21 protein-coding genes and 1 riboswitch are annotated in these 20,586 nt (G+C 38.0%); of the genes, 14 read left to right on the top strand and 7 right to left on the bottom strand.

The annotated features are described in order from the left end of the window. Nucleotides 1-135 precede the first annotated feature (135 nt). Entirely contained in the window at nucleotides 136-1,284 is a 1,149-nt protein-coding gene (locus RM539_RS06975) for a cysteine desulfurase family protein (RefSeq protein WP_311502659.1), read from the bottom strand. Nucleotides 1,285-1,407: 123 nt separating this feature from the next. Here RM539_RS06975 and RM539_RS06970 point away from each other — a divergent pair, with 123 nt between their 5' ends. After that, nucleotides 1,408-2,403, top strand: a complete 996-nt coding sequence (locus RM539_RS06970) for a hypothetical protein (RefSeq protein ID WP_311502658.1) — start codon at nucleotides 1,408-1,410, stop codon at nucleotides 2,401-2,403. 5 nt (nucleotides 2,404-2,408) lie between these two features. Here the strand turns inward: RM539_RS06970 and RM539_RS06965 are convergent, their stop codons facing one another. Further along, nucleotides 2,409-2,966 (bottom strand): DUF8465 domain-containing protein, encoded by a 558-nt coding sequence (locus RM539_RS06965; RefSeq protein WP_311502657.1) that lies wholly within the window; start codon nucleotides 2,964-2,966, stop codon nucleotides 2,409-2,411. A 2-nt stretch (nucleotides 2,967-2,968) separates the two neighbouring features. Beyond that, nucleotides 2,969-3,166, bottom strand: a complete 198-nt coding sequence (locus RM539_RS06960) for a hypothetical protein (protein WP_311502656.1) — start codon at nucleotides 3,164-3,166, stop codon at nucleotides 2,969-2,971. Nucleotides 3,167-3,789: 623 nt separating this feature from the next. Between RM539_RS06960 and RM539_RS06955 the strand changes: the two genes are divergently transcribed. Genes RM539_RS06955 through RM539_RS06945 form a run of 3 tightly spaced genes read left to right on the top strand, consistent with a single transcriptional unit; the run spans nucleotide 3,790 to nucleotide 6,190 of the window. Then, nucleotides 3,790-5,550, top strand: coding sequence for a DUF8693 domain-containing protein (locus tag RM539_RS06955; RefSeq protein WP_311502655.1), 1,761 nt, complete (start codon nucleotides 3,790-3,792; stop codon nucleotides 5,548-5,550). 4 nt (nucleotides 5,551-5,554) lie between these two features. Next, the gene (locus tag RM539_RS06950) at nucleotides 5,555-5,839 is read left to right on the top strand and encodes a DUF2752 domain-containing protein (protein ID WP_311502654.1); all 285 of its coding nucleotides are present in this window, start codon (nucleotides 5,555-5,557) and stop codon (nucleotides 5,837-5,839) included. A 15-nt stretch (nucleotides 5,840-5,854) separates the two neighbouring features. Then, on the top strand, nucleotides 5,855-6,190 hold the full coding sequence (locus RM539_RS06945) for a CCC motif membrane protein (protein WP_311502653.1): 336 nt from the start codon (nucleotides 5,855-5,857) through the stop codon (nucleotides 6,188-6,190). Between the two features lie 67 nt (nucleotides 6,191-6,257). Here the strand turns inward: RM539_RS06945 and rocD are convergent, their stop codons facing one another. After that, nucleotides 6,258-7,502 carry an ornithine--oxo-acid transaminase gene (rocD, locus tag RM539_RS06940; RefSeq protein WP_311502652.1) on the bottom strand — a complete coding sequence of 415 codons (1,245 nt, stop codon included), beginning with the start codon at nucleotides 7,500-7,502 and terminating at the stop codon, nucleotides 6,258-6,260. A 167-nt stretch (nucleotides 7,503-7,669) separates the two neighbouring features. On the opposite strand from rocD, the gene rlmD reads away from it, so the two are divergent. The 3 genes from rlmD to RM539_RS06925 are packed head-to-tail and all read left to right on the top strand — an operon-like array spanning nucleotide 7,670 to nucleotide 10,294. After that, on the top strand, nucleotides 7,670-9,079 hold the full coding sequence (gene rlmD, locus RM539_RS06935) for a 23S rRNA (uracil(1939)-C(5))-methyltransferase RlmD (RefSeq protein WP_311502651.1): 1,410 nt from the start codon (nucleotides 7,670-7,672) through the stop codon (nucleotides 9,077-9,079). Between the two features lie 8 nt (nucleotides 9,080-9,087). Beyond that, nucleotides 9,088-9,609: a DUF6452 family protein gene (locus RM539_RS06930; RefSeq protein ID WP_311502650.1), complete on the top strand. Its 522-nt coding sequence runs from the start codon at nucleotides 9,088-9,090 to the stop codon at nucleotides 9,607-9,609. Beyond that, nucleotides 9,575-10,294: a DUF6048 family protein gene (locus RM539_RS06925; RefSeq protein WP_311502649.1), complete on the top strand. Its 720-nt coding sequence runs from the start codon at nucleotides 9,575-9,577 to the stop codon at nucleotides 10,292-10,294. Before RM539_RS06930 ends, RM539_RS06925 begins: the two co-directional genes overlap by 35 nt. Nucleotides 10,295-10,578: 284 nt before the next feature. Here RM539_RS06925 and RM539_RS06920 read toward each other — a convergent pair whose 3' ends face one another. Further along, nucleotides 10,579-11,742 carry a THUMP domain-containing class I SAM-dependent RNA methyltransferase gene (locus RM539_RS06920; RefSeq protein ID WP_311502648.1) on the bottom strand — a complete coding sequence of 388 codons (1,164 nt, stop codon included), beginning with the start codon at nucleotides 11,740-11,742 and terminating at the stop codon, nucleotides 10,579-10,581. Between the two features lie 190 nt (nucleotides 11,743-11,932). Between RM539_RS06920 and RM539_RS06915 the strand changes: the two genes are divergently transcribed. Next, nucleotides 11,933-12,601 (top strand): ZIP family metal transporter, encoded by a 669-nt coding sequence (locus RM539_RS06915; protein WP_311502647.1) that lies wholly within the window; start codon nucleotides 11,933-11,935, stop codon nucleotides 12,599-12,601. 111 nt (nucleotides 12,602-12,712) lie between these two features. Beyond that, entirely contained in the window at nucleotides 12,713-13,141 is a 429-nt protein-coding gene (locus RM539_RS06910) for a DUF4268 domain-containing protein (RefSeq protein ID WP_311502646.1), read from the top strand. A gap of 134 nt (nucleotides 13,142-13,275) precedes the next feature. Here the strand turns inward: RM539_RS06910 and RM539_RS06905 are convergent, their stop codons facing one another. Both RM539_RS06905 and RM539_RS06900 read right to left on the bottom strand, forming a co-directional pair. Further along, on the bottom strand, nucleotides 13,276-14,364 hold the full coding sequence (locus tag RM539_RS06905) for a YncE family protein (protein WP_311502645.1): 1,089 nt from the start codon (nucleotides 14,362-14,364) through the stop codon (nucleotides 13,276-13,278). A gap of 2 nt (nucleotides 14,365-14,366) precedes the next feature. Continuing rightward, nucleotides 14,367-16,196 (bottom strand): TonB-dependent receptor plug domain-containing protein, encoded by a 1,830-nt coding sequence (locus RM539_RS06900; protein WP_311502644.1) that lies wholly within the window; start codon nucleotides 16,194-16,196, stop codon nucleotides 14,367-14,369. Between the two features lie 31 nt (nucleotides 16,197-16,227). Continuing rightward, nucleotides 16,228-16,513, bottom strand: a riboswitch (cobalamin riboswitch). A gap of 332 nt (nucleotides 16,514-16,845) precedes the next feature. Between RM539_RS06900 and RM539_RS06895 the strand changes: the two genes are divergently transcribed. From RM539_RS06895 to RM539_RS06880, 5 genes are all read left to right on the top strand, one after another. Further along, nucleotides 16,846-17,988: an ABC transporter substrate-binding protein gene (locus tag RM539_RS06895; RefSeq protein ID WP_311502643.1), complete on the top strand. Its 1,143-nt coding sequence runs from the start codon at nucleotides 16,846-16,848 to the stop codon at nucleotides 17,986-17,988. A 37-nt stretch (nucleotides 17,989-18,025) separates the two neighbouring features. Then, nucleotides 18,026-18,256 carry a hypothetical protein gene (locus RM539_RS06890; RefSeq protein ID WP_311502642.1) on the top strand — a complete coding sequence of 77 codons (231 nt, stop codon included), beginning with the start codon at nucleotides 18,026-18,028 and terminating at the stop codon, nucleotides 18,254-18,256. Continuing rightward, nucleotides 18,216-18,434 (top strand): type II toxin-antitoxin system PemK/MazF family toxin, encoded by a 219-nt coding sequence (locus tag RM539_RS20075; protein ID WP_432264614.1) that lies wholly within the window; start codon nucleotides 18,216-18,218, stop codon nucleotides 18,432-18,434. The genes RM539_RS06890 and RM539_RS20075 overlap by 41 nt, the downstream gene beginning before the upstream one ends. A 204-nt stretch (nucleotides 18,435-18,638) precedes the next feature. Further along, nucleotides 18,639-19,670 (top strand): FecCD family ABC transporter permease, encoded by a 1,032-nt coding sequence (locus RM539_RS06885; protein WP_311502641.1) that lies wholly within the window; start codon nucleotides 18,639-18,641, stop codon nucleotides 19,668-19,670. After that, nucleotides 19,667-20,458: an ABC transporter ATP-binding protein gene (locus RM539_RS06880; RefSeq protein WP_311502640.1), complete on the top strand. Its 792-nt coding sequence runs from the start codon at nucleotides 19,667-19,669 to the stop codon at nucleotides 20,456-20,458. Before RM539_RS06885 ends, RM539_RS06880 begins: the two co-directional genes overlap by 4 nt. Nucleotides 20,459-20,586 lie beyond the last annotated feature (128 nt).

The raw sequence follows: 20,586 nt of genomic DNA, 5'->3' as shown, positions 1-20,586 counted from the left end.
CCCAAGATGTTTTTATTTCTCAAGAATGAACAGCCGCAATCCCGGATAAAAAGTATAAAATAAATTAAAGATCTCACAGGTTTAAAAACCTGTGAGATCTTTTGTGACTTCGGGTTCTCTAATCTCCGATAATGATTAGCTTTCTATAAACTCCTTCAGCACATCTACCACATAATCAATTTCTTCTTTGGTATTGTACTTTGAAAAGCTGAAACGAACAGAGGGTTTCCCCATATCTTCTTCAGAAAGAAAAGCGCCCAAAACATGGGAGCCTTTATCGCTCCCGCTCTGGCAGGCACTTCCTTTTGAACAGGCAATCCCTTTAAGGTCAAGTTGAAAAAGTAACATCAGGGCCTTTTCAGCAGAAACAGGAAGGCATACATTTAAAAGAGTATAGGTACTTTCCCCGGGCCCGGCACAATTGCCATTAAATTTTACTCCGGGAATTTTTTCTTTAAGAGCTTGAATAAAATGCGATTTTAAGTCAGAAATATAAGCTTGTTCTTCCTTTAGGTTTTCGTAAGAAAGTTTTAATGCTTCTTCAAGCCCTACAATGTTATGTAAACCTTCAGTTCCTGCACGGTGCCCCCTCTCCTGCTCTCCGCCAAAAATTAAGGGTTTTAAACCACTATGCTTTCTAATAAATGCAAAACCAACTCCTTTGGGTCCGTGAAATTTATGTGCACTTGCTGCAGTAAAATCAACAGGTATTTCTTTAAAATCCAATTTATAATGGCCAATGGACTGCACAGTATCCGAATGAAAAAGCGCATCATAATTTTTACATAATTCAGCAATTTTTTTCAGGTCGATTTTATTGCCAATTTCATTATTTATATGCATCAGGCTTACCAGCGTCTTTTCTTCCGAAGAAGATAAAAGATTCTCCAGGTTTTCGTGAAGAATGTTGCCGTATTCATCAAGTTTCACATAATCTACTTTAATCTGGTAATTTTCCTGAAGTTGTTCCACGGTATGCAGTACCGCATGGTGCTCAATCCGGGAGGTGATAATTCTATTCACTCCTAAATCCCGTACTGCACTATTTAACACCAGGTTATCTGCCTCAGTTCCTCCCGAAGTAAAGATAATTTCTGAAGCCTGCACATTAAGGTAAGAAGCAACTGTTTTTCTTGCCTGCTCAATAAGGCTTTTTGATGATCTGCCATAACTATGAGTAGAAGATGGATTTCCATAATTTTCTCTCATAACGCTGCTCATGCGGTTAATTACCTCATCCCGCATTTGTGTTGTGGCTGCCGAATCTAAATACACTTTTTTCATGGTTCGCAAAATTAATGGAAATTAAATTATTTTGAAGAAGCATCGGTAAAAATTCATATTTCCACTATTTTTGTTCGGGAAGTGGAAATTTATACCACACCCTCCTATTTTAAAATACCTGTAATGAAGAAAATATTTGGATTTTTCCTTCTTGGCTCATTGTTTTTCTCTTGTGATAGTGGAGATATTATTGTAACCAGTTTTGATCTTGAAGATCGCCAGTTAAATATTTGCGGCTTGCAGACAAAGGTTTTATATACAACAAACAATGAAGATGTATATGAATCTATGTCGCTTTTAATAAACAACAATGCCATAGAAACAGAAGAAGGATTGCTTCGTACAGAGATTGGTCAGGAAAATGTTATCCTTAGTGCTACTAACCGGCTTGTTTACCGTATTTATGATAATGAGGTTCCTAATTCTTATTTCTGCAGTGATATCCCTCCAAGTGAACCCCAGGTGCTGGAAGAATATATAAGTTCCAGCAGAGGAACTATAGTGATTAATACCTACTACAGAGACTTAACCAATGATGCCGATGCCGATGGTGACGGCATTAGTAATTTGAACGAAGGCTTCAATATAGATGGAGGTGAACATTTAGATTCTGATGAAGATGGAATTCCTGATTATCTTGATATTGATGATGATAATGACAACGTGCTGACACGGCAGGAAAGGCAAAACCCTGACGGGGACCCTACGGTTGGCGAAGAAGAATACAGGGATACAGATGAAGACGGAATTCCTAATTATTTAGACACAGATGATGACGGGGATGGAGCACCTACAAGAAATGAAGTGAACGAGGAAAACAGGTTAACACCTAATTTGTATCTTAACCCGGCAGACGTTCCGTTTTATCTGGACCGCCAGAATCCTATATTTCTTGAAAATGAAGAATACATAGAAAATATAATTCCTGCCAGACGCATTAGAACCTATATTACCATTTTGAATTTTTCACTTATAAAGCAGGACGGAAGCGGGGAAGAAATTAAATTTGATGAATACGATCTTGGCTATTTTGATGAAACTATAGAAGAAAATTATTCTGAAACAGAGGAAGAAGAGGATTCAGAAGAAGTGGTAGAAGAAACCGAAGAAGGGGAATAGGTAAGCTATTCGTCAGCATTATAATTTTGAAAAATATAAACCTCGGTAGCTCCCAATCCATATTTCTGGAAATCGGCATCATAGAACTTTACATTGGCATAGCGCCCAAAAAGATAATCCAGCTCGGCCTTTAAAACACCTTCCCCTACTCCATGAATAAATACTACTTTCTGAATGCGTTTATTAACGGCAAATTCTAACTGTCGTCTCGCGGTATCTACCTGCAGGTTAAGCATCTCATAATTGCTTAAACCTTTTGAACTCCTGGTAAGTTTTCCTATATGCAAATCTACCTCCATGGGAGGCGCGTTACGTTCTTTCGGCTTTATTCGGGTGGATTTTCTTTTTTTAGGAATTTTCTTTTCTTTCAATACATTTTCAAAATCAATATCCTCCTGCAGCTCTTCTATGGGGACATCAATTTTCACCAAATCTGAAACTGGAAAATCCATAGTAAAACCTTCCGGTGTTTCCACCTCAACCATACCCCCCTGAAGATTCACAACAATCCCCTCCAGATTATCATCCAATAATTCTACTTTATCTCCAGGTTTTAATTTCATGGCTATTCCTTATTATCATCTTCTTTATGGTCATCTTTCGTAGCCACCCAATGATTTGTAGCTCTGTAAAGCCCAAACATTATAATGATAAGGCCTACAATTTTGAAATACGGGCTGGCATCTTCAACTGCTATTACATATATGAGCAAAGCAGCACCAATAGCTATTAAGACAGAATTTAGAAGTTGCGAATTTTTCATGTATTTTCTGCATTAAATATTCCGATATAATACTTACATCTACCGGAAAATCTGCTTCTCTAGTTAATATTTATTACAAGAAGTTGTGCAAAATTAGGATTTTAATTTCGGGAAAAATAATAAAATGAAATCTTACGATAATAATTGCAGAAAGATCACAGGCTCTTTAAAACCTGCAGTAAAATTTGAAGAAATTTAATGAAGCAAAAAAACAAACTAATGAGGTTTACTCACTCCGCTCTCCACATATAAACGGCGTAACCTTTTTTTCACCTTTAGATTGCTAATAATTGTCTTGATAAGAAAAAAAGTAAGTATTGAGAGCATAAAAAACCCTACGGTCAATATAAGGATATTCATTAGGTCAAAATTTAAGTGTTCTTCTTCATGTTTTTGTAGGGCAGAACGAATATAATCAAATTAAGTCCATAGCGTTCAGTATTTTAATAATAGTTTAACGAGATCTTTAACAATAAATAACAATTGTTTTTCAATTAAATTTTGGTTGGTACTGGTATAAAAGCAATTCTATTTCAACCGTTATGTTTTCAGTTTTTTGTTTAACTTACTATAGCTTTTAGAAAGGTGGCATGAAGATCATTTTAAACATTTCCTTAGTTCTTATGAGCACCATTTCATGTTGTGCGCAGCTAAATATTTCTCCTTCTGCCATTGCAGATCATTATATATTTGTAAACAATCAGGTGCTATATGTACAGAACGAAATTCACCTGGAAAAAAACAGAAACCCTTCAACAGAAGCCAGTATTTATCTTAGAAATGAGGCTCAACTTCTGCAGGGGGAAAAGGAACAAAATATTAATAAAGGGAATGGTTTAATTTCCCTTTTCCAGGAAGGAACATCTAATGCATATGATTACAATTACTGGTCTCTTCCCGTCCAAAATCCAGGAACTTCAAAAAACCTGAATGAAATAATTTTTGAACCACAAGATCTTACTAAAAGTAATAAAGCTAATCTTACGGCAGAACTTGATGGAACTGCAGAGCCTTTAACCATATCCAAAAGATGGATTTACAGTTTCTCAGGAGACGATTATAACGATTGGAAAAATATTGGGGATCAATTTGTTTTAAAGCCAGGGGAAGGTTTCACTATGAAGGGAACTAACGGAGTAAACCGTACTGTAATTTATGGAGTAGAGAATAACCCCGGAAGCGAACAGCGATATGATTTTAGGGGGATTCCAAATGATGGCGCCTACAGTATTAAAATTCTTGAAAATCAATCTTTACTTGTGGGAAATCCTTATCCTTCCAGCCTTCACCTGAAGAATTTCCTGTTGAATAATCCGGCCACTACGGGAATAGCCTATTTTTGGGATTCCAAAGAAAACGGGAAATCACATTACCTTAAAGACTACGAAGGCGGGTATGGAGCTTACTCTCCGGGAGCAAATTCCTACGTTCCCGCAATTTTCAAGAAATACCGTGGTAACGGAGAGATTGTTAATGTTACCGGAGAAAACGGTGCTATAATTCCGAGGGAATTTATTCCTGTTGCCCAGGGTTTCATGTTGGTAGGCAGCGAAGACGGCTTTGTTGGTTTCAGGAATACATATCGTATTTTTAAAACAGAGAAGAGCGGGATTTCCCAGTTTAAAGCTGCTTATAAAAACAACAATGATGAAGTTATTCCCAATCTTCGCCTGAATGTTGAAATTAATAATCTTTACTTACGCCCACTATTACTGGCTTTTAGGGAAGACGCAACCACAGGTAAGGACTGGGCAATGGATGCTATGGTAATGAATGGCATCGCGTCCGATGCCGGGTGGCTTATAGATGAAGATCACTACATCATAAATGTACGTCCTTACGTTCCTGAAGAGAAAATTCCTCTAATTGTAAATATGGCTTCGGAAGGTGAAATTATTTTTAGCCTTCAATCCTTGATTGCTTTAAATCCTGAAAAAGTTGTTATTTATGACGCTGAAAGAAACACTTACCATAATATAAAAGAAGAAAACCAAAGAATAGTTTTATCAAAAGGAAAATTCTCAGAAAGGTTTTTCCTCATTATAGAAATGCCTGCCATACAGGAAAAAGAGGATCCTGCTACCCCTACAGAAGAAATCCCGGCCATTCCAGAAACTTCGATATTTATTTCTCCAGAAGAAGTCCAGGTATTACAGAACAATAAAGAAAATGTATTGCAGCTAAAAATCCCTGCTAAGCTTCAGGCACAGCATATAAATTTATTTGATATTAAAGGCAGTAAAATTTTAAGTCAAACAATACCTGAAAGTGAAAAGGCACCAACAATTTCTACAGAAGGATTAAGTGAAGGTGTTTATATTCTGAATATTCTTTCTAAAGGCCAAAAGAAAATAAGCAAAAAAATCACCATCAAAAAAGGATAGCACTATGGAGGAATATATGTTTCCTTGTTTAAATAAAAAACTATTTGGCCTGGAGTGCTATGGTTGTGGAGGACAGCGCGCCCTGGTCCTGCTTTTAAAGGGGAATTTTGCCGGAGCCCTGCACATGTATCCGGCAATTTACTCTCTCCTGATCTTATTGGTATTTTTAGTTCTAAATCTTTTCTTTAAATTTAAATATGACTACACAATAAAAATCGGGCTCATATTTTTGAACGCTGCAATAATTGTAGGTAGTTATCTTTATAAAATCCACCTTGTAATCAACTAACTAAACCAAATTTTCATGGAAAAAGAACAGTTACATAATTCAACTTTAATTCTTGTTTTTGGAATCTTTTCTATCCTTGGCTGCTGCTGTCATGGTGTTCTGGGGGCAATTTTTGGAATTCTTGCCATTGTAATGGCCAAAAAAGCTACAGAAATTTATCACGCTAATCCTGAATTATATACCGGCTATCAAAATGTAAAAATTGGTCGAATTCTTGCCTACATAGGAATTGGAGTGAGTACTCTTTATATTATTCTGTTTATTGTAGGGCTAATTATCTACGGCGGTTTTGAAGGAGTGCAGGAAATACAGGAAGAAATTCTGCGTGAATATGGAAATTATGAAGCTTAATAGATACTCTTAATTAATAAACCCCGCTGATGGCGGGGTTTAAATTTTTAAAACTGATAGTTATCAGTTACTTTTCAAATTCTTTTAGTGTGGAGATAATAATATCTACACAATCCTTCAATTGTTCTTCATTCATTACCAGTGGAGGCGCAAAACGAATTATATTGCCATGAGTTGGTTTCGCCAGGAGTCCGTTTTCTTTTAACGCAATGCAAATATCCCATGCCGTTGTACTATCTGGAGAGTCATTTATAAGAATCGCATTAAGTAAACCTTTTCCTCTTACAGATTCTACAATATTTGAATTTCGGATATAGTCATCCAGCAACCTTCTAAATAATCCACCCAGTTTTTCAGCATTCTCAGCTAAACGTTCTTCTTTTACAACCTCAAGAGCAGCATGAGCCACGGCGCAGGCCAAAGGGTTACCTCCAAAAGTGGAACCGTGTTGACCCGGCTTAATAACATCCATAACATTATTATTTGCCAAAACTGCAGATACGGGATAAACCCCTCCTGAAATTGCTTTTCCTAAAATCAAAATATCCGGCCTTACCTCTTCATGATCTACAGCCAGCAATTTTCCGGTACGGGCAATTCCCGTCTGTACCTCATCGGCTATAAACAATACATTATGTTTTTCGCAAAGTTCTTTGGCTCTTTTCAAGAATCCTTCAGATGGCACATAAACCCCGGCTTCCCCCTGTATAGGCTCCACAAGAAAACCTGCAATATTATCATTTTCCTGAAGCATTTTTTCCAGCGCATCTACATCATCATAAGGAATTTTTAGAAATCCCGGAGTGTAGGGACCAAAATTCCTTTTCGCATCTTCATCGTTGGAGAAAGAAATAATGGTGGTTGTCCTTCCGTGAAAATTATTTTCACAAACAACAATCTCCGCTTCGGTTTCTTTCACACCTTTAGCTTCATACGCCCATTTTCTGGCAAGCTTAATGGCAGTTTCCACTGCTTCTGCCCCGGTGTTCATCGGCAACAGTTTATCAAAACCAAAATATTCGGTCGCATATTTTTCAAACGGCCCCAGAACATCATTATGAAAAGCTCTGGAAGTAAGTGTTAAGGTGGCAGCCTGCTTATTAAGGGCATCAATGATTTTTGGGTGACAATGCCCCTGGTTTACGGCGGAATAAGCTGAAAGAAAATCATAGTATTTCTTACCTTCCACATCCCATACGTGAACCCCTTCACCCTTACTCAATACTGCGGGAAGCGGATGATAGTTATGCGCTCCATGTTTGTCTTCCAATTTAATAGCTTCTTCTGAAGACTTGATTTGTGTTAATGACATTACATTAGTTTTTTCTTTTTACTTCTGCAATTCCTTCTTGTTCCACTTAAACAAGTGGATTTGGAGAGAAATCATCCCTTTTTCAGATTTTTGCAAATTACTAAATGTTTACTGAAATTTTCAAAGCGAGCCCTATTAAATCTGGGCAATTATCCTATTTTTGCGCTATGGCCAGAAAGAAAAAAAACAAGCTTTTTGAAGCAGTTGAAGTACTTGATGCAGGTGCCAAAGGGAAAAGTATTGCCAAAGCGCCTGATGGAAAGGTAATTTTTATTAATAATGCGGTGCCCGGTGATGTTGCCGATGTGCAAACCATTAAAAAACGCAAATCCTACTACCAGGGAACCGCGGTTAATTTCCATGAATATTCCACTAAAAGAGTGGAGCCGGTTTGCCAGCATTTTGGCACCTGCGGGGGTTGTAAATGGCAGTTTATGGATTATAAATTCCAGCTGGAGTACAAACAACAGGAAATTGAAAACAATCTTCGCCGGATTGGCAAAATTGAACTTCCCGAAATCACCCCTATCCTTGGCTCTAAAGAAATTTATTTCTACAGGAACAAAATGGAATTTTCTTTTAGCGACAGCCGCTGGTTAACCATGGAAGAAATAAAAAGCGGGGAAGAAATAGAAAACAAAAATGCCCTTGGATTTCATATCCCGGGGATGTGGGATAAAATTCTTGATATTAAAAAATGCCATTTACAGGAAGATCCCAGTAATGCCATCAGGAACTTTATTAAAATTTTCGCTACAGAAAATGATATGCCTTTCTTTAACGCCAGGGAGCAATCGGGCTTTTTACGTACTCTGATGATTCGCACCTCTTCTACAGGTGAAATTATGGTGTTGCTTCAGCTTTTTGAAGAAAACAGGGAAAAAAGAGAGTTACTACTTGATAACATTATAGCAGAATTTCCCGAAATCACCTCCCTTCAATATGTAATCAATTCTAAAGGAAATGATACTATTTATGATCAGGAGGTTATTTGCTACCATGGCCGCGACCATATTTTTGAAGAAATGGAAGGATTAAAATTCAAGATAAACGCCAAATCTTTTTATCAGACAAATTCTGCCCAGGCTTATGAGCTTTACAAAATCACCCGGGATTTTGCCGGCCTGGAAGGTGATGAAGTGGTTTACGATTTATATACCGGCACCGGCACCATTGCGCAGTTTGTCTCGGCAAAAGCGAAAAAAGTTATTGGGGTTGAAGCAGTGCCTGAAGCTATTGAGGATGCAAAGGAAAATGCAGAAAGAAATCACATTGAGAACACAAACTTTTTTGCCGGCGATATGCGGAAGGTTTTTACCAGCGATTTTATCAATAAAAACGGAAGGCCAGACGTTATTATAACCGATCCTCCCCGGGACGGGATGCATAAAGATGTGGTGGCCCAGATAATTGCTATCTTGCCAAAACGTATTGTGTATGTCAGCTGCAATTCGGCAACCCAGGCCCGGGACCTTGAAATCCTGGATGAACATTATAAGGTAACCAGGGTTCAGCCGGTGGATATGTTCCCCCAAACTTTCCACGTGGAGAATGTGGTTTGCCTCGAAAAAAGATAATAGTACTGATGATTTTCAGAAATAAATTTTTATTAGGTTTACTGTTAGCAATAACCGCTTTTAGTGGCTGCCAGAAGGATGATATATGCCCTGCCAGTACACAAACCACTTCGCTGCTCATCATTCGGTTTTACGATATTGAAGACCGCGAAACTCCGCAGCCGCCTTTAAATTTACGTATAAGTGCTGTAGGAGATACTGCAATATATACCAATGACTTATTTAATGCCGATAGTATCGCGGTACCCCTGCGCACAGATGCGGATATCACCGCATACGAATTCACTTTTAATTATGCTGAAGAGGAAGACCCGGAAAGCCCGGTTGAACAAAATAACACTGATACTATTAGCTTTAGTTACATAAGAGAACAGGAATACCTTAACAGGGCCTGCTCCTTTAAAATTGATTATTCCGGACTTAAGGTAGAAGTTGAGCCCGGAGAAGATGAAGCCTGGATAGAAGACTTTCAAATTGAACAAGAAGAAGTTATAGATGAAACTGAAGCGCACCTTTCTTTATATTACTAATTTTTTCCTGCTATTCCTGGCATTTGGAAATTTGCAGGCTCAGGATATTCCTCCACCGGCTACTCCAGACAGTATTCAGTATAAGCAGAAATTCGGTTTGCGTGCCGGAATAGATCTCAGCAAATTACTACGGACTTTCCTTCAGGATGACTACAGTGGCTTTGAAATAGTGGGGGATTACCGGGTGTACAAAGATTTTTATGCCGCTGCTGAAATAGGAAATGAAAAAATAACTTTTGATGAAGGCCTTATTACAGCAACTTCCAGCGGAAGCTATATTAAATTAGGCGGCGAATATAATGCTTACCAAAACTGGCTGGACATGCAAAACAGTATTTTTGTTGGAGTACGATATGGTTTTGCAACTTTTTCCCAGGATCTGGAGCAGTACACCATCTATACCACTACGCCATATTTTGAACCTGATGTACGCATCCCTGAAAATGGCGAAACCAGCGGGCTCACAGCTAATTGGATTGAACTTATAGCAGGTATAAAAGTTGAAGTTTTAAACAATCTCTTTCTTTCTGCCAACGTCCAGTTAAAACGCCGAATCGCTCAAAGCACACCACCTAATTTTGATAATCTCAGCATTCCGGGGTTCAACAGGACCTATGATGATAGTAGTTTTGGAGTAGGTTTTGGCTATGCTATTTCTTATTTGTTGCCACTTTATAAGAAGTAAGCATAAGTACGAAGTGCGAAGTTGGAGTTAGAGGTTTAAAATACGCGGGTAAACCGCTCCTTAGGAGATTATAAAAATTATTTTAAATGATGAATTCTAAATTCTAAAATTCACTAAACAACTTTTAGTGCCCTTCGCTTTTCACCACATTGCTCCCGCAGAATTCGCAGATTAACGCAGAAATTATTTTGAAGCCTGAATTTTAAATTTTGAAGTCTATAAACTAACAACCAATCCCTTTTTGTACTCTTTACTTCCAAATTCGTCTTTCTACATTCATAGTTCTAACCTCGCTCCTCACTTTTAGCTTTCTTACTTCCTTCATAGATCTCATATTTTAAAAGCCTTGATTCCAGTGCACCGTTATACATTTTTATCTTTCTGGATGGGCGAAGGCCAACATTTTTAATTGCTTCAAGATTAGAGGTGATAAACCATGCCTGGGTGCCGGGATAGCTTTGCTTCAGCGTATCTCCTATTCTCTTATAAAACTTTGGCATATCAATTTCAAGGCGTTCTCCATATGGCGGATTAAAAACCATGTGTAAATGCCGCTCAGTTTCCTTTTCACTTTCGAAGAAATCCTGCCTTTCAATCTTAATAAATTCAGAAAGGTTGGCATTTTTCACATTGTCTATAGCTTTATGTACTGCGGAAGGTGAAGTATCATATCCCGTTAACATAAAATGAAATTCCTTTATTTTTTTCAGAACAGATTCTTCAATCTTTTCAAATAAATCGGCATCCCAATCTTTCCACCTTTCAAAAGCAAATTCCTTTCGGTTTAAATTCGGCGGAATATTACAGGCAATCATTGCTGCTTCAATAAGAATGGTTCCACTCCCGCACATTGGGTCCAAAAAATCGCTCTGCCCATTCCAGCCGGAATGCAGCAACATTCCAGCTGCCAGAACTTCATTTATAGGCGCAATATTGGTAGCGGTTTTATAGCCTCGCTTATGCAGCGACTGGCCCGAACTATCAAAACTCACGTTACAGAAATTTTTCTCAATATGAATATTTAACCTCAAAGTGGGAAAATCCAGATCCACATCGGGCCGTTTTCCGAATTTATCCCGAAAACGATCAACGATGGCATCTTTGGTCTTAAGGGAAATATATTTTGAATGAGTAAAAGTATCAGAATGTACTGTTGCATCTACGGCCAGAGTGTCAGTTACATTCATAAACTCTTCCCATGGTAGTGCATATATACTTTTATAGAGATCTTCTTCAGAATAAATTTTGAAGCTCTTAAAAGGTTTAAGAATTTTTATAGCAGTCCGCAGGCACAAATTCGCCTTATACATAAAGCCGTTGTCGCCCACAAAACTTACATTACGTGTTCCTTCTTTTACCTCCATAGCACCTAAAGCCATAAGTTCTTTAGCCAAAATTGGTTCAAAACCGAACATGGTCTTGGCGATCATTTTAAAATTATTTCCCATATCACGTTTTTAGAGAACCGCAAAAATACATTAATTTTGGCCGTTCCTGAAAGAAGTAAGGGTGAAGAGAGGTATGAAGTACGAAATAAGAAGTAGGAAATTAAAAGTGAAGAGTTCAAAGTTTAAAGTATAATTACAGATTAGTGCCTAAAGCCTACAGCTTAAATAACGAAAAAATCCGCTGCCAAGAATGATCTATATTTTACCCTTACTCTCCGTTGTTGCGGGTTACATCATTTCCCTGTTTTTAAAACCGGGCAGTTCTACCGGTTTTAAATTGTTGCTTTCCTTTAGTGGTGCCTATCTGCTAGCGGTTACGGTGTTTGAACTGTTACCCGAGGTTTATCATAATGGCACAGATGAAATTGGTATTTTTATAATGCTGGGACTGCTGCTGCAAATCATCCTGGAGTTTGTGTCCAAAGGTGTGGAGCACGGGCATATGCACCACCAGGAAGAGGCTGGAAGATTTCCTTTTTTATTGCTGGGCAGTTTAAGCCTGCACGCGTTGCTGGAAGGTTTTCCCATACATGACCACGGCCACCTGTTACACGGAGTGGTGATCCATAAAATTCCGGTGGCGGCGATATTATCAGTTTTCCTGATTCGCTCAAAAATGAGCAATTTAGCCACCTTCCTTTTTTTGACATTTTTCGCCCTTATGACGCCACTGGGAAGCTGGCTTCAGGAAAACTTTGAATTTCTTCAGCAGTATTCAGCCCCAATAAACGCGGTGGTAATAGGTATTTTTCTGCATGTTTCCACAACTATTTTATTTGAATCGGCTAAAAACCATAGTTTTAATATTTCAAAACTGGCCGTAATCGTTCTGGGAATTTTACTGGCTTATTTTATTTGAGGTTTCGACTGCGCTCAACCTGACAATAAAATGTTTATAGTATAATTGAACTAAAATTATTCAGCGCTTTTTAAAATTCTGAAAAAACAATTCCGGAGAAAGAGAAAAATCATGTTTAGCAGGGAAGAATCAAAAAAACTTACGCAGGAATTCTGGACGGGATTCGGAAAAAAATTTCCCCATAAATGGTTACTTTATAATACCAGGATTAAAGAAATCCACCTAAAGTTTACTTTTACACGTAAAATAGCGCAGGTTTCCATGGACGTAAGTTCTCAGGATGAAGTGATCCAGGCTTATTATTATGAAAAGATGCTTTCGCTGAAGAAAATTCTTCTTGCTGAATATTTACCTGATGCCATTTTTGATGAAAACTATGAACTTCCTGAAGGGAAGACTATTTCCCGAATTTATGTTCAGCTTAAAGACGTAAGCATTCATAATAGAAATGACTGGGAAAACGTACAGCAATTCTTTGTTGAAAAAATGCTGAAACTGGAAGAATTTTTTACCGATTTTGAAGATTTTATTAAAGCCTGAAAACTTTTAATTTCGCAGCTCACCCCACTGCTGTTATTTTCAAAATTTAGCCCATACGCATATTTTCAGGTTTAATGCAATACCTGGGGAAATACACGTATGGGCTAGATATAACTTTGGAGTGAATTAGCTATTTATTCATTGAAATAAACTCCGTTAGGGTTAATACCAACTTCATAAGAATTCAACAGGCTCCCATCTGCAGTGCTGTAGATAAATAAATCTCCGTCTCCTGTAAAGTCTGCATTAGCTGAAGCGGCATAAATATTTCCGTTTTCAACTTCAAATCCATATAAAGAAGCCACATCGGTCAATTCAGCAAAAGCAGTTTCCGGCAGTTCAGTATCGGTTTCATTAAAAGTATAAACGCTTTTTCCTAAAGTATAGTAAATTTTATCATTCTCAATATCAAGATTCGCAGGATGATCTGTAGAATTTGGAAAAGTAAATTCCGAAGCTATTTCATTAGAAGTGAGGTCTATTTTAACAATTTTCCCTGCCGTTTCTGCCGCAGGATCGGGATAAGAACCCATTCCTGCCACGGCAACCCAAAGATATCCGTCTTCAATCTCCATGGAACCAGGACGATTGCCTACGGTAATAGTTTCTGTGACTTCATTAGTAGAAGCATCTATAACGGTAATTTTATTATTGACGGAATATCCTCCATTTTGAGCTATGTAAAGCATTCCGTTTTCTTCTACAATTTCCTCAGGGCCTTCCTCTATACTAATGTTTTCTGAAACGGTAAAATTTTCCAGGTCAATCACCGCCACGTAATCGTCTTCAGCATTTGTACCGTCTCCCCAGTTGGTGACATAGGCATTCCTATTTGTAAACGCAATATGACGCGGATTTTGAAGTCCCTCATCAATAGTTGCAACGGTTTCAAAGGAATTCCGATCTACAACTTCAACAGTATTAGAAACATTTACCACAATAAAAGCATAGTCTTCATAGAAGCCCATACCCTGCCCTGTATCTCCAAGTGCGGCACCAGAATTTTCAGCAGCAAAAACATCTTTCACCACAGTCCCGGTTTCTTCATCCAAAAAGGAAACCGTACTGTTGCCGGAATTAAAAACGCCTTCATTCAGAATAAAAATACCATTGGCATAATCTCCCTCTGCTACAGGAATTTCATTAAGGTCATCATCGTTTTCACAAGATGTAAAAAAGGTAATGGCTGCTAAAGCCAAAATAAAAACTTTGTTGATTTTCATATTTAAAATTTAATGGTTAGTGAACTATTAATTGAACGCCCCGGCATTGGCCTGGACGGTAAGCTTTGATAATCTTTATTAAAAAAATTCCGCATTTCCAGCCCTACAGTGAGAAAATCCCTTTTGCCAAAACTGTAATTAATTCCTGCATTCGAAATAGTGTAGCCTTCCAGCTGATAATTATTATCTGAAGAGGTGTAAATATTGCCGTTATAGAGAAACTGGTAGAAAAACGAAAAATCAATATATGAATACCCAAGTGAAGCAGTGCCTTTATGTCTCGGAGTATAAATAAGCTCTTTATCAAGCACCTCATCATTGGTTTTAGTGTAGCTGTAATTTGCATTTAAACTGAAGTGGTGTCCGGTGTAATTTTTCTCAAAGTTTCCGCGGAATTCCAATCCATAATTTTTTACGCTTTCAGTATTTTCAGGACGCCAGGTGCCACGGGAATCGGGAACCCACCGAAGCAAATCATTAATTTTCATTAAATAAGTGGTGATTCCGAATTCAAAATCACTAAAGTGAAGATTCTGGCTTATTTCCCCCTGATAAGAAGTCTCCGGGTCAAGATTAGGATTTCCGCCGGAAGCCCAGAATAGGTCATTATAAGTAGGAATCCTGAAATTTCTTGAGAAATTTAAATTTACCTCATAAAAAGAAGTAACGGCATAACCCGCTCCAACAGAGTATAAAAAAGGAGACTCATAGGTGTCAGTAATTTCCTTTCTTGCACTTACTTCATAAAAAAACTTTCCTAAATTATGATTAAGAAGCAACGCGAAAGCTCCAATATTCCTAACATTTTGTCCTACATCAGAGCCTTTTCCATCCGTATTCCTGTAGTCAATCAGGGCGTTCAGGCTCATTTCAGGATTTATCTGATAGGTAAGGTCATATTTTGCAATATAAGTGGCCGCGTTTCCGTAAGTAAAACTTTCACTGTCCCGGTTTTCAAAATATTTATATTTTTCATCCAGATAAGCCAGCTTCAGGGAAGAAATAAAATCATTGAAAAAACCCTTCCATTCTAAAAGATTGCGGCTATTTAAATCTTCATATTTATTATTGGAGGGAGCGGCAAGAGTTCCCGAAAAACCGCGCTCACCCGTATAAAAGTTGCTGTAAAATTTCAGAATATTGTCTTCGTTCAGCCAATGTGCAATTCCCGCGCTCATACTGGTATTGTAAAAATCACCATTCTCATTGTGCTTTTCTGTTCCCAGGTAGTCATAATCATTTTCGGATTCTATTCCGGAAAAATTGATATAAACGCTGGTTTTTTCTGAAGATGCTTCAGCTGAATAATTTAAAATATTAGTATTAAAACTGCCAATTTCGAGCCTCAGGCCATTGCTAAATTCGCCATCAAACCGAAAATGATTATTGAGATGAATACTGCCGCCAATTGCACCGCTGCCATAAAGAACACTTCCACCACCTGCCCTAAGAGCTATATTATTGTAATTTGAAGTGTTGACTGTATTAAAATCGGTTTGGCCGTTAAACTGAGAATTGATATTAATCCCGTTCCAGATTACTGCAGTTTGTGAAGCTGTGGTCCCGCGAAAAGACGGGGAAGAAACCCCTCCCACACCATTTTCTTTAAAATAAACAGGACTATTAAACTTTAATAAAGAAGTTAAAGACGGTTCATTTTCGGCAATAATAGAATCATTTAAAACTGAAATTTCCTGGGTGCGGGAATGCCTAAAAAGCTTTACATCACTCAGCACAACTTCTTCCAGTTTAGTGATAGAATCTTTTTGTGCCAATGCCGGGAAGGCATAAAACAACACCAGAAATAGAATGTAAAATTTTGCGTTTTTCATCTGCCTCTGACTTTTATCCCGAAAGTCTCGATTTTAAAGTTTGCTTTTGGCAGGTCTCCTGGCTCGCGTCTTGTTGTTTACCTTCCCATTCATAAAGAACAGTGGTATTTGAAGTGATAACAACAAGCATCCCAATTGGACTAAGCTTACAGTTGCGGGAACAGCTCAGGCTTGTTTGAAGTCAGAGGTAAGAAAGATGAAGTACGAAGTAATCTAAATTTGCTTCTAACTTCTAATTTCGTATTTCTAACTTCAACCTGATTCCCTTTTAATCGTACCGGAAAACCCGGCACGGAACCAAAAATTTTGTGCGAAAATAAACATTTATGTTTGTTGTCAGCCTAAATTTTTAAAGAATATTTGATTATTCGTTCCTGGTAAAAGTTCTCCGGGGCAAGCCTACGGAGCATAGGAGGAACACGTTTCCGAACTTTAGACATTTACCAACGAGGCAAGTATAGGAGTATTAAACCTCCTGGAATAAAAACCTTAACTGACGTCATGCTGAACTTGTTTCAGCATCTTATATCAACTTTAAAAACCTATAACATATATGATGAGACCCTGAATCGAGTTTAGGGTAACGATAGGTTTGTAGATTTCAGATATTCAATAATAATCTTACTTTTGAATCTTAAACACATTCCTCTTGAAAAAATTCACTTTTCTTTTATTACTAGTAATTACAGGCGCATGTAAAAATTCAGAAAATAAGGCAGAAGACATTCAATCTACTCAGGGAGAACAGGTTGAAATTTCCTATGCCAGTGGATTTGAAATAGAAAAATTTGATGATTATTCCATTATTGAAGTAAAAACTCCCTGGCCAAATGCCGAAGAAAAATTCCGCTATCTCTTAGCTGAAGAAGATGCAGAAATTCCTGCCGGCCTGGAGTATGATCAAAAAATTGAAGTTCCCATAGAGCGTATTGTGGTAACTTCCACCACTCATATTCCGGCTCTGGAAGCTCTGGAAGTAACATCCACTTTAAAAGGTTTTCCGGGCCTGGACTTTATTTCTTCAGTAAAAACCAGGGAATTGATCAATTCCGGAGAAATTAAAGAATTAGGAAAAAATGAAGATCTTAACACTGAAGTTTTAATCGATTTGAAACCCGATGTAGTTATTGGCTTTGCAATTAACGGCAACAATTCTGCTTTTGAAACCATTCAAAAAACCGGAATCCCTGTAGTTTATAATGGAGACTGGACAGAAGAAAGTCCTCTGGGCAAAGCAGAATGGATAAAGTTTTTCGGTGCATTTTTTAATAAAAGTCAGCAGGCTAAAAAAATTTTTAACCAAATCGCTACCAGTTACAAAGATGCAAAGGAACTGGCAAGTACTGGCAAGGAGTCTCCCAAAGTTTTAAGCGGTTCCATGTATAAAGATCAGTGGTATATGCCTTACGGAAATTCCTGGACCGCTGAATTTATAAAAGATGCCAATGCCGATTATATTTATTCTGAAACCGAGGGAAGCGGCAGCATGGCACTTTCTTTTGAAAGCGTTCTTGCAGAAGCACAGGGTGCAAAGTACTGGATAAGCGCCGGCCAGTTTACTACCTATGAGGAACTTTTTGCAGATTCTGAACATTACCGCCAATTTGAAGCAGTAAAAAACAGGAATGTATATAGTGTAAGCCTGGTAAAAGGAGAAACCGGAGGCGTGGTATATTACGAACTCGGCCCGCAACGGCCCGATCTTGTTCTAAAAGACCTTATTTCCATTTTTCATCCCAACCTAATGCCAGATTATCAGCGAACCTTTTTTAAAGCCCTGGAAGATCAATAAAGAAAATTAATTACCTTTAGGTACAAGAATTTTCAAAATGAAAAAAAATTCCATTGAGATTGATGAAAATATTTATAGTGAAACTGAAGAGCTTCTTGATGGACTACAAAAGTCCCGGAATCAATATTTTATAGAAGCCATTCAATTTTATAATAAAATTCAAAACAGAAAGTTACTCGAGAAAAAACTTCAAAAAGAGTCTTATCTTGTGAGAGAAGACTCTATGAATGTTCTCAAGGATTTTGAGGAAATTGATTATGCCGATTAATCAATTCGAAATTTGGATAGCAGATTTAAATCCCCGAATTGGAACAGAGGCCGGAAAATTAAGGCCGGTTATAATTTTACAGACAAATCTACTTAATAAGGCTGGCCACCCATCTACTATTATATGTCCAATTACCTCTAATATTCAAAAAGACACCGAGGTTCTAAGGTTACATTAGCCGAAAGGTACAGCTAATCTAAATTGAGATTGTGATATAATGATAGACCCGTTAAGAGCAATAGACAATACCAGACTTACTAAAAAGAGTGGAGAAATACCAACTTCAATAGCACAGAAGGTAAAGGAAAACCTGCTTATTCTTCTGGATATCTTTTAGCAATTAGGTTTTATATTCAGATATTTGCGCGGAAAAATCACCTAATTGCAATCATCTAAAAAATATTTGCTACTGCTTCTTCTTCTCTTCCTGGGAATGCTGACTTTAATCTTGTTAAACATCAGCCTGGGTTCTGTAAACATTCCTCCAAAGGATATCATCGCTTCCATTTTTAACGGAGAGGTTAGCAGGGAAACCTATCGCTATATTATAGTAGAGTACCGGCTTCCAAAAGCATTTACAGCAATAATTACCGGTTCTGGCCTGGCCATTAGCGGGCTGCTTATGCAAACCTTGTTTCGCAATCCCCTGGCGGGTCCGTATGTACTTGGACTGAGTAGCGGAGCGAGTTTAGGTGTGGCCATTGTAATTATGGGCGCTTCTGTTTTCGGAGCTTCTTTTGCTGCCCTGCTGCTTTCCAAATGGAGTCTGGTGATAGCCTCCAGTTTAGGAAGCCTGCTTGTGTTAATGGCTGTTATGCTTGCTTCAATACGCCTACGGGATACTATGGCCATTTTAATTATAGGATTAATGTTTGCCAGCCTTACCGCAGCTGTTGTAAGTGTACTTTCCTATTTTAGCCCGGCAGAAGATTTGCAGCAATACATTTTCTGGTCCTTTGGCAGCCTGGGAAATCTTTCCTGGCCAGAAGTGGGAATTCTCTCGATATTTTGGATAATTGGAATTACCCTGGCTGTTTCCTGTATCAAAAACCTAAATACCTTACTTCTGGGAGAACAATACGCCAAAAGTCTCGGGATGAGTATTCAGCAGAATCGTCTAAAAATTATCATTGCCACAAGTTTGCTGGCAGGAAGCATAACTGCTTTTGCCGGCCCTATAGCTTTTGTTGGCCTGGCGGTGCCGCATTTAATTCGTCAAATATTACCGGTAAACAATCATAGTATCCTGGTGCCGGCGGTAATTCTGGGTGGTGCCACTTTAATGCTCATTTGCGATATTGCCGCACAACTGCCGGGAAGTGAATTTACCTTACCCATTAACGCTATAACTTCCCTTATTGGCGCGCCGGTAGTCATTTGGTTACTGGTAAGAAAACGAAAATTCCTGTTTTGAAAAAACCTGTTGCACATATTCTAAAGACCGAAAATCTAAGCATTGGTTATACGCAAAAGAATCGCAATCGGGTAATTGCTTCCGGGGTAGATATTACAATAAGCGAAGGAGAACTGGTAGCAGTAATTGGGGTTAACGGCATTGGAAAATCTACTTTTTTAAGGACGCTTAGCGGAATTCAACAACCTTTATCAGGAAAAGTGTTTTCCAAAAATATCGAAATCAATAAGATTGAAAATATTGAACTGGCCTCTCTCATAAGCCTGGTATTAACCGAACAGCCGATTTCAAAAAATTTGAGTGTTTTTGAACTTGTGGCGCTGGGAAGGCAGCCATACACTAATTGGATTGGAAAACTCAGTAAAAACGACCTTCGCCAAATTATTTCCACATTAAAACTGGTAAATATTGAGGAGCTACAGGATAAGAAATGTTACGAATTAAGCGATGGGCAGATGCAAAAAGTTCTTATCGCCAGAGCACTTGCCCAAGATACTCCGCTGGTAATTTTAGATGAGCCCACCACGCACCTGGACCTTTATCACAAAGCCTATGTTTTAAAACTGTTGAAGGACCTTACACGCAAAACCAATAAAGCAATTGTTTTTGCCTCACATGAGATTAATCTTGCCATCCAGTTATGTGATAAGATTATTTTGATGCAGCCCGGTAAAGTAGAAATTGGTTCTCCGGAAGAGTTATTAAAGGCTAATTCTTTCTCCGGAATTTTTCCCTCAGACATTATTTTTTTTGATCCGGAGACGGCTTCCTTCAGGATTAAATCCTAAATCAACAAGTGTAAAAAGGAGTGATAAACCAGAAAATTTGCTAAAGAATTTCTGGATATCTTATAGAAAATTAGCACCCTGTAAGGGATTAAATTGTATAATATTATCAGGATAAATTCAATTAATTA

The organism is Autumnicola musiva, from assembly GCF_031846585.1.
GTDB classification, from domain to species: Bacteria; Bacteroidota; Bacteroidia; order Flavobacteriales; family Flavobacteriaceae; genus Autumnicola; species Autumnicola musiva.
This window is presented reverse-complemented; position numbering and strand designations above follow the sequence as displayed.

What these genes read in the sequence shown, in the direction of transcription:
- RM539_RS06975 (WP_311502659.1), bottom strand. Translation starts at nt 1,284, where the DNA reads ATGAAAAAAGTGTATTTAGATTCGGCAGCCACAACACAAATGCGGGAT.
- RM539_RS06970 (WP_311502658.1), top strand. Translation starts at nt 1,408, where the DNA reads ATGAAGAAAATATTTGGATTTTTCCTTCTTGGCTCATTGTTTTTCTCT.
- RM539_RS06965 (WP_311502657.1), bottom strand. Translation starts at nt 2,966, where the DNA reads ATGAAATTAAAACCTGGAGATAAAGTAGAATTATTGGATGATAATCTG.
- RM539_RS06960 (WP_311502656.1), bottom strand. Translation starts at nt 3,166, where the DNA reads ATGAAAAATTCGCAACTTCTAAATTCTGTCTTAATAGCTATTGGTGCT.
- RM539_RS06955 (WP_311502655.1), top strand. Translation starts at nt 3,790, where the DNA reads ATGAGCACCATTTCATGTTGTGCGCAGCTAAATATTTCTCCTTCTGCC.
- RM539_RS06950 (WP_311502654.1), top strand. Translation starts at nt 5,555, where the DNA reads ATGGAGGAATATATGTTTCCTTGTTTAAATAAAAAACTATTTGGCCTG.
- RM539_RS06945 (WP_311502653.1), top strand. Translation starts at nt 5,855, where the DNA reads ATGGAAAAAGAACAGTTACATAATTCAACTTTAATTCTTGTTTTTGGA.
- rocD (WP_311502652.1), bottom strand. Translation starts at nt 7,502, where the DNA reads ATGTCATTAACACAAATCAAGTCTTCAGAAGAAGCTATTAAATTGGAA.
- rlmD (WP_311502651.1), top strand. Translation starts at nt 7,670, where the DNA reads ATGGCCAGAAAGAAAAAAAACAAGCTTTTTGAAGCAGTTGAAGTACTT.
- RM539_RS06930 (WP_311502650.1), top strand. Translation starts at nt 9,088, where the DNA reads ATGATTTTCAGAAATAAATTTTTATTAGGTTTACTGTTAGCAATAACC.
- RM539_RS06925 (WP_311502649.1), top strand. Translation starts at nt 9,575, where the DNA reads ATGAAACTGAAGCGCACCTTTCTTTATATTACTAATTTTTTCCTGCTA.
- RM539_RS06920 (WP_311502648.1), bottom strand. Translation starts at nt 11,742, where the DNA reads ATGGGAAATAATTTTAAAATGATCGCCAAGACCATGTTCGGTTTTGAA.
- RM539_RS06915 (WP_311502647.1), top strand. Translation starts at nt 11,933, where the DNA reads ATGATCTATATTTTACCCTTACTCTCCGTTGTTGCGGGTTACATCATT.
- RM539_RS06910 (WP_311502646.1), top strand. Translation starts at nt 12,713, where the DNA reads ATGTTTAGCAGGGAAGAATCAAAAAAACTTACGCAGGAATTCTGGACG.
- RM539_RS06905 (WP_311502645.1), bottom strand. Translation starts at nt 14,364, where the DNA reads ATGAAAATCAACAAAGTTTTTATTTTGGCTTTAGCAGCCATTACCTTT.
- RM539_RS06900 (WP_311502644.1), bottom strand. Translation starts at nt 16,196, where the DNA reads ATGAAAAACGCAAAATTTTACATTCTATTTCTGGTGTTGTTTTATGCC.
- RM539_RS06890 (WP_311502642.1), top strand. Translation starts at nt 18,026, where the DNA reads ATGAAAAAAAATTCCATTGAGATTGATGAAAATATTTATAGTGAAACT.
- RM539_RS20075 (WP_432264614.1), top strand. Translation starts at nt 18,216, where the DNA reads ATGTTCTCAAGGATTTTGAGGAAATTGATTATGCCGATTAATCAATTC.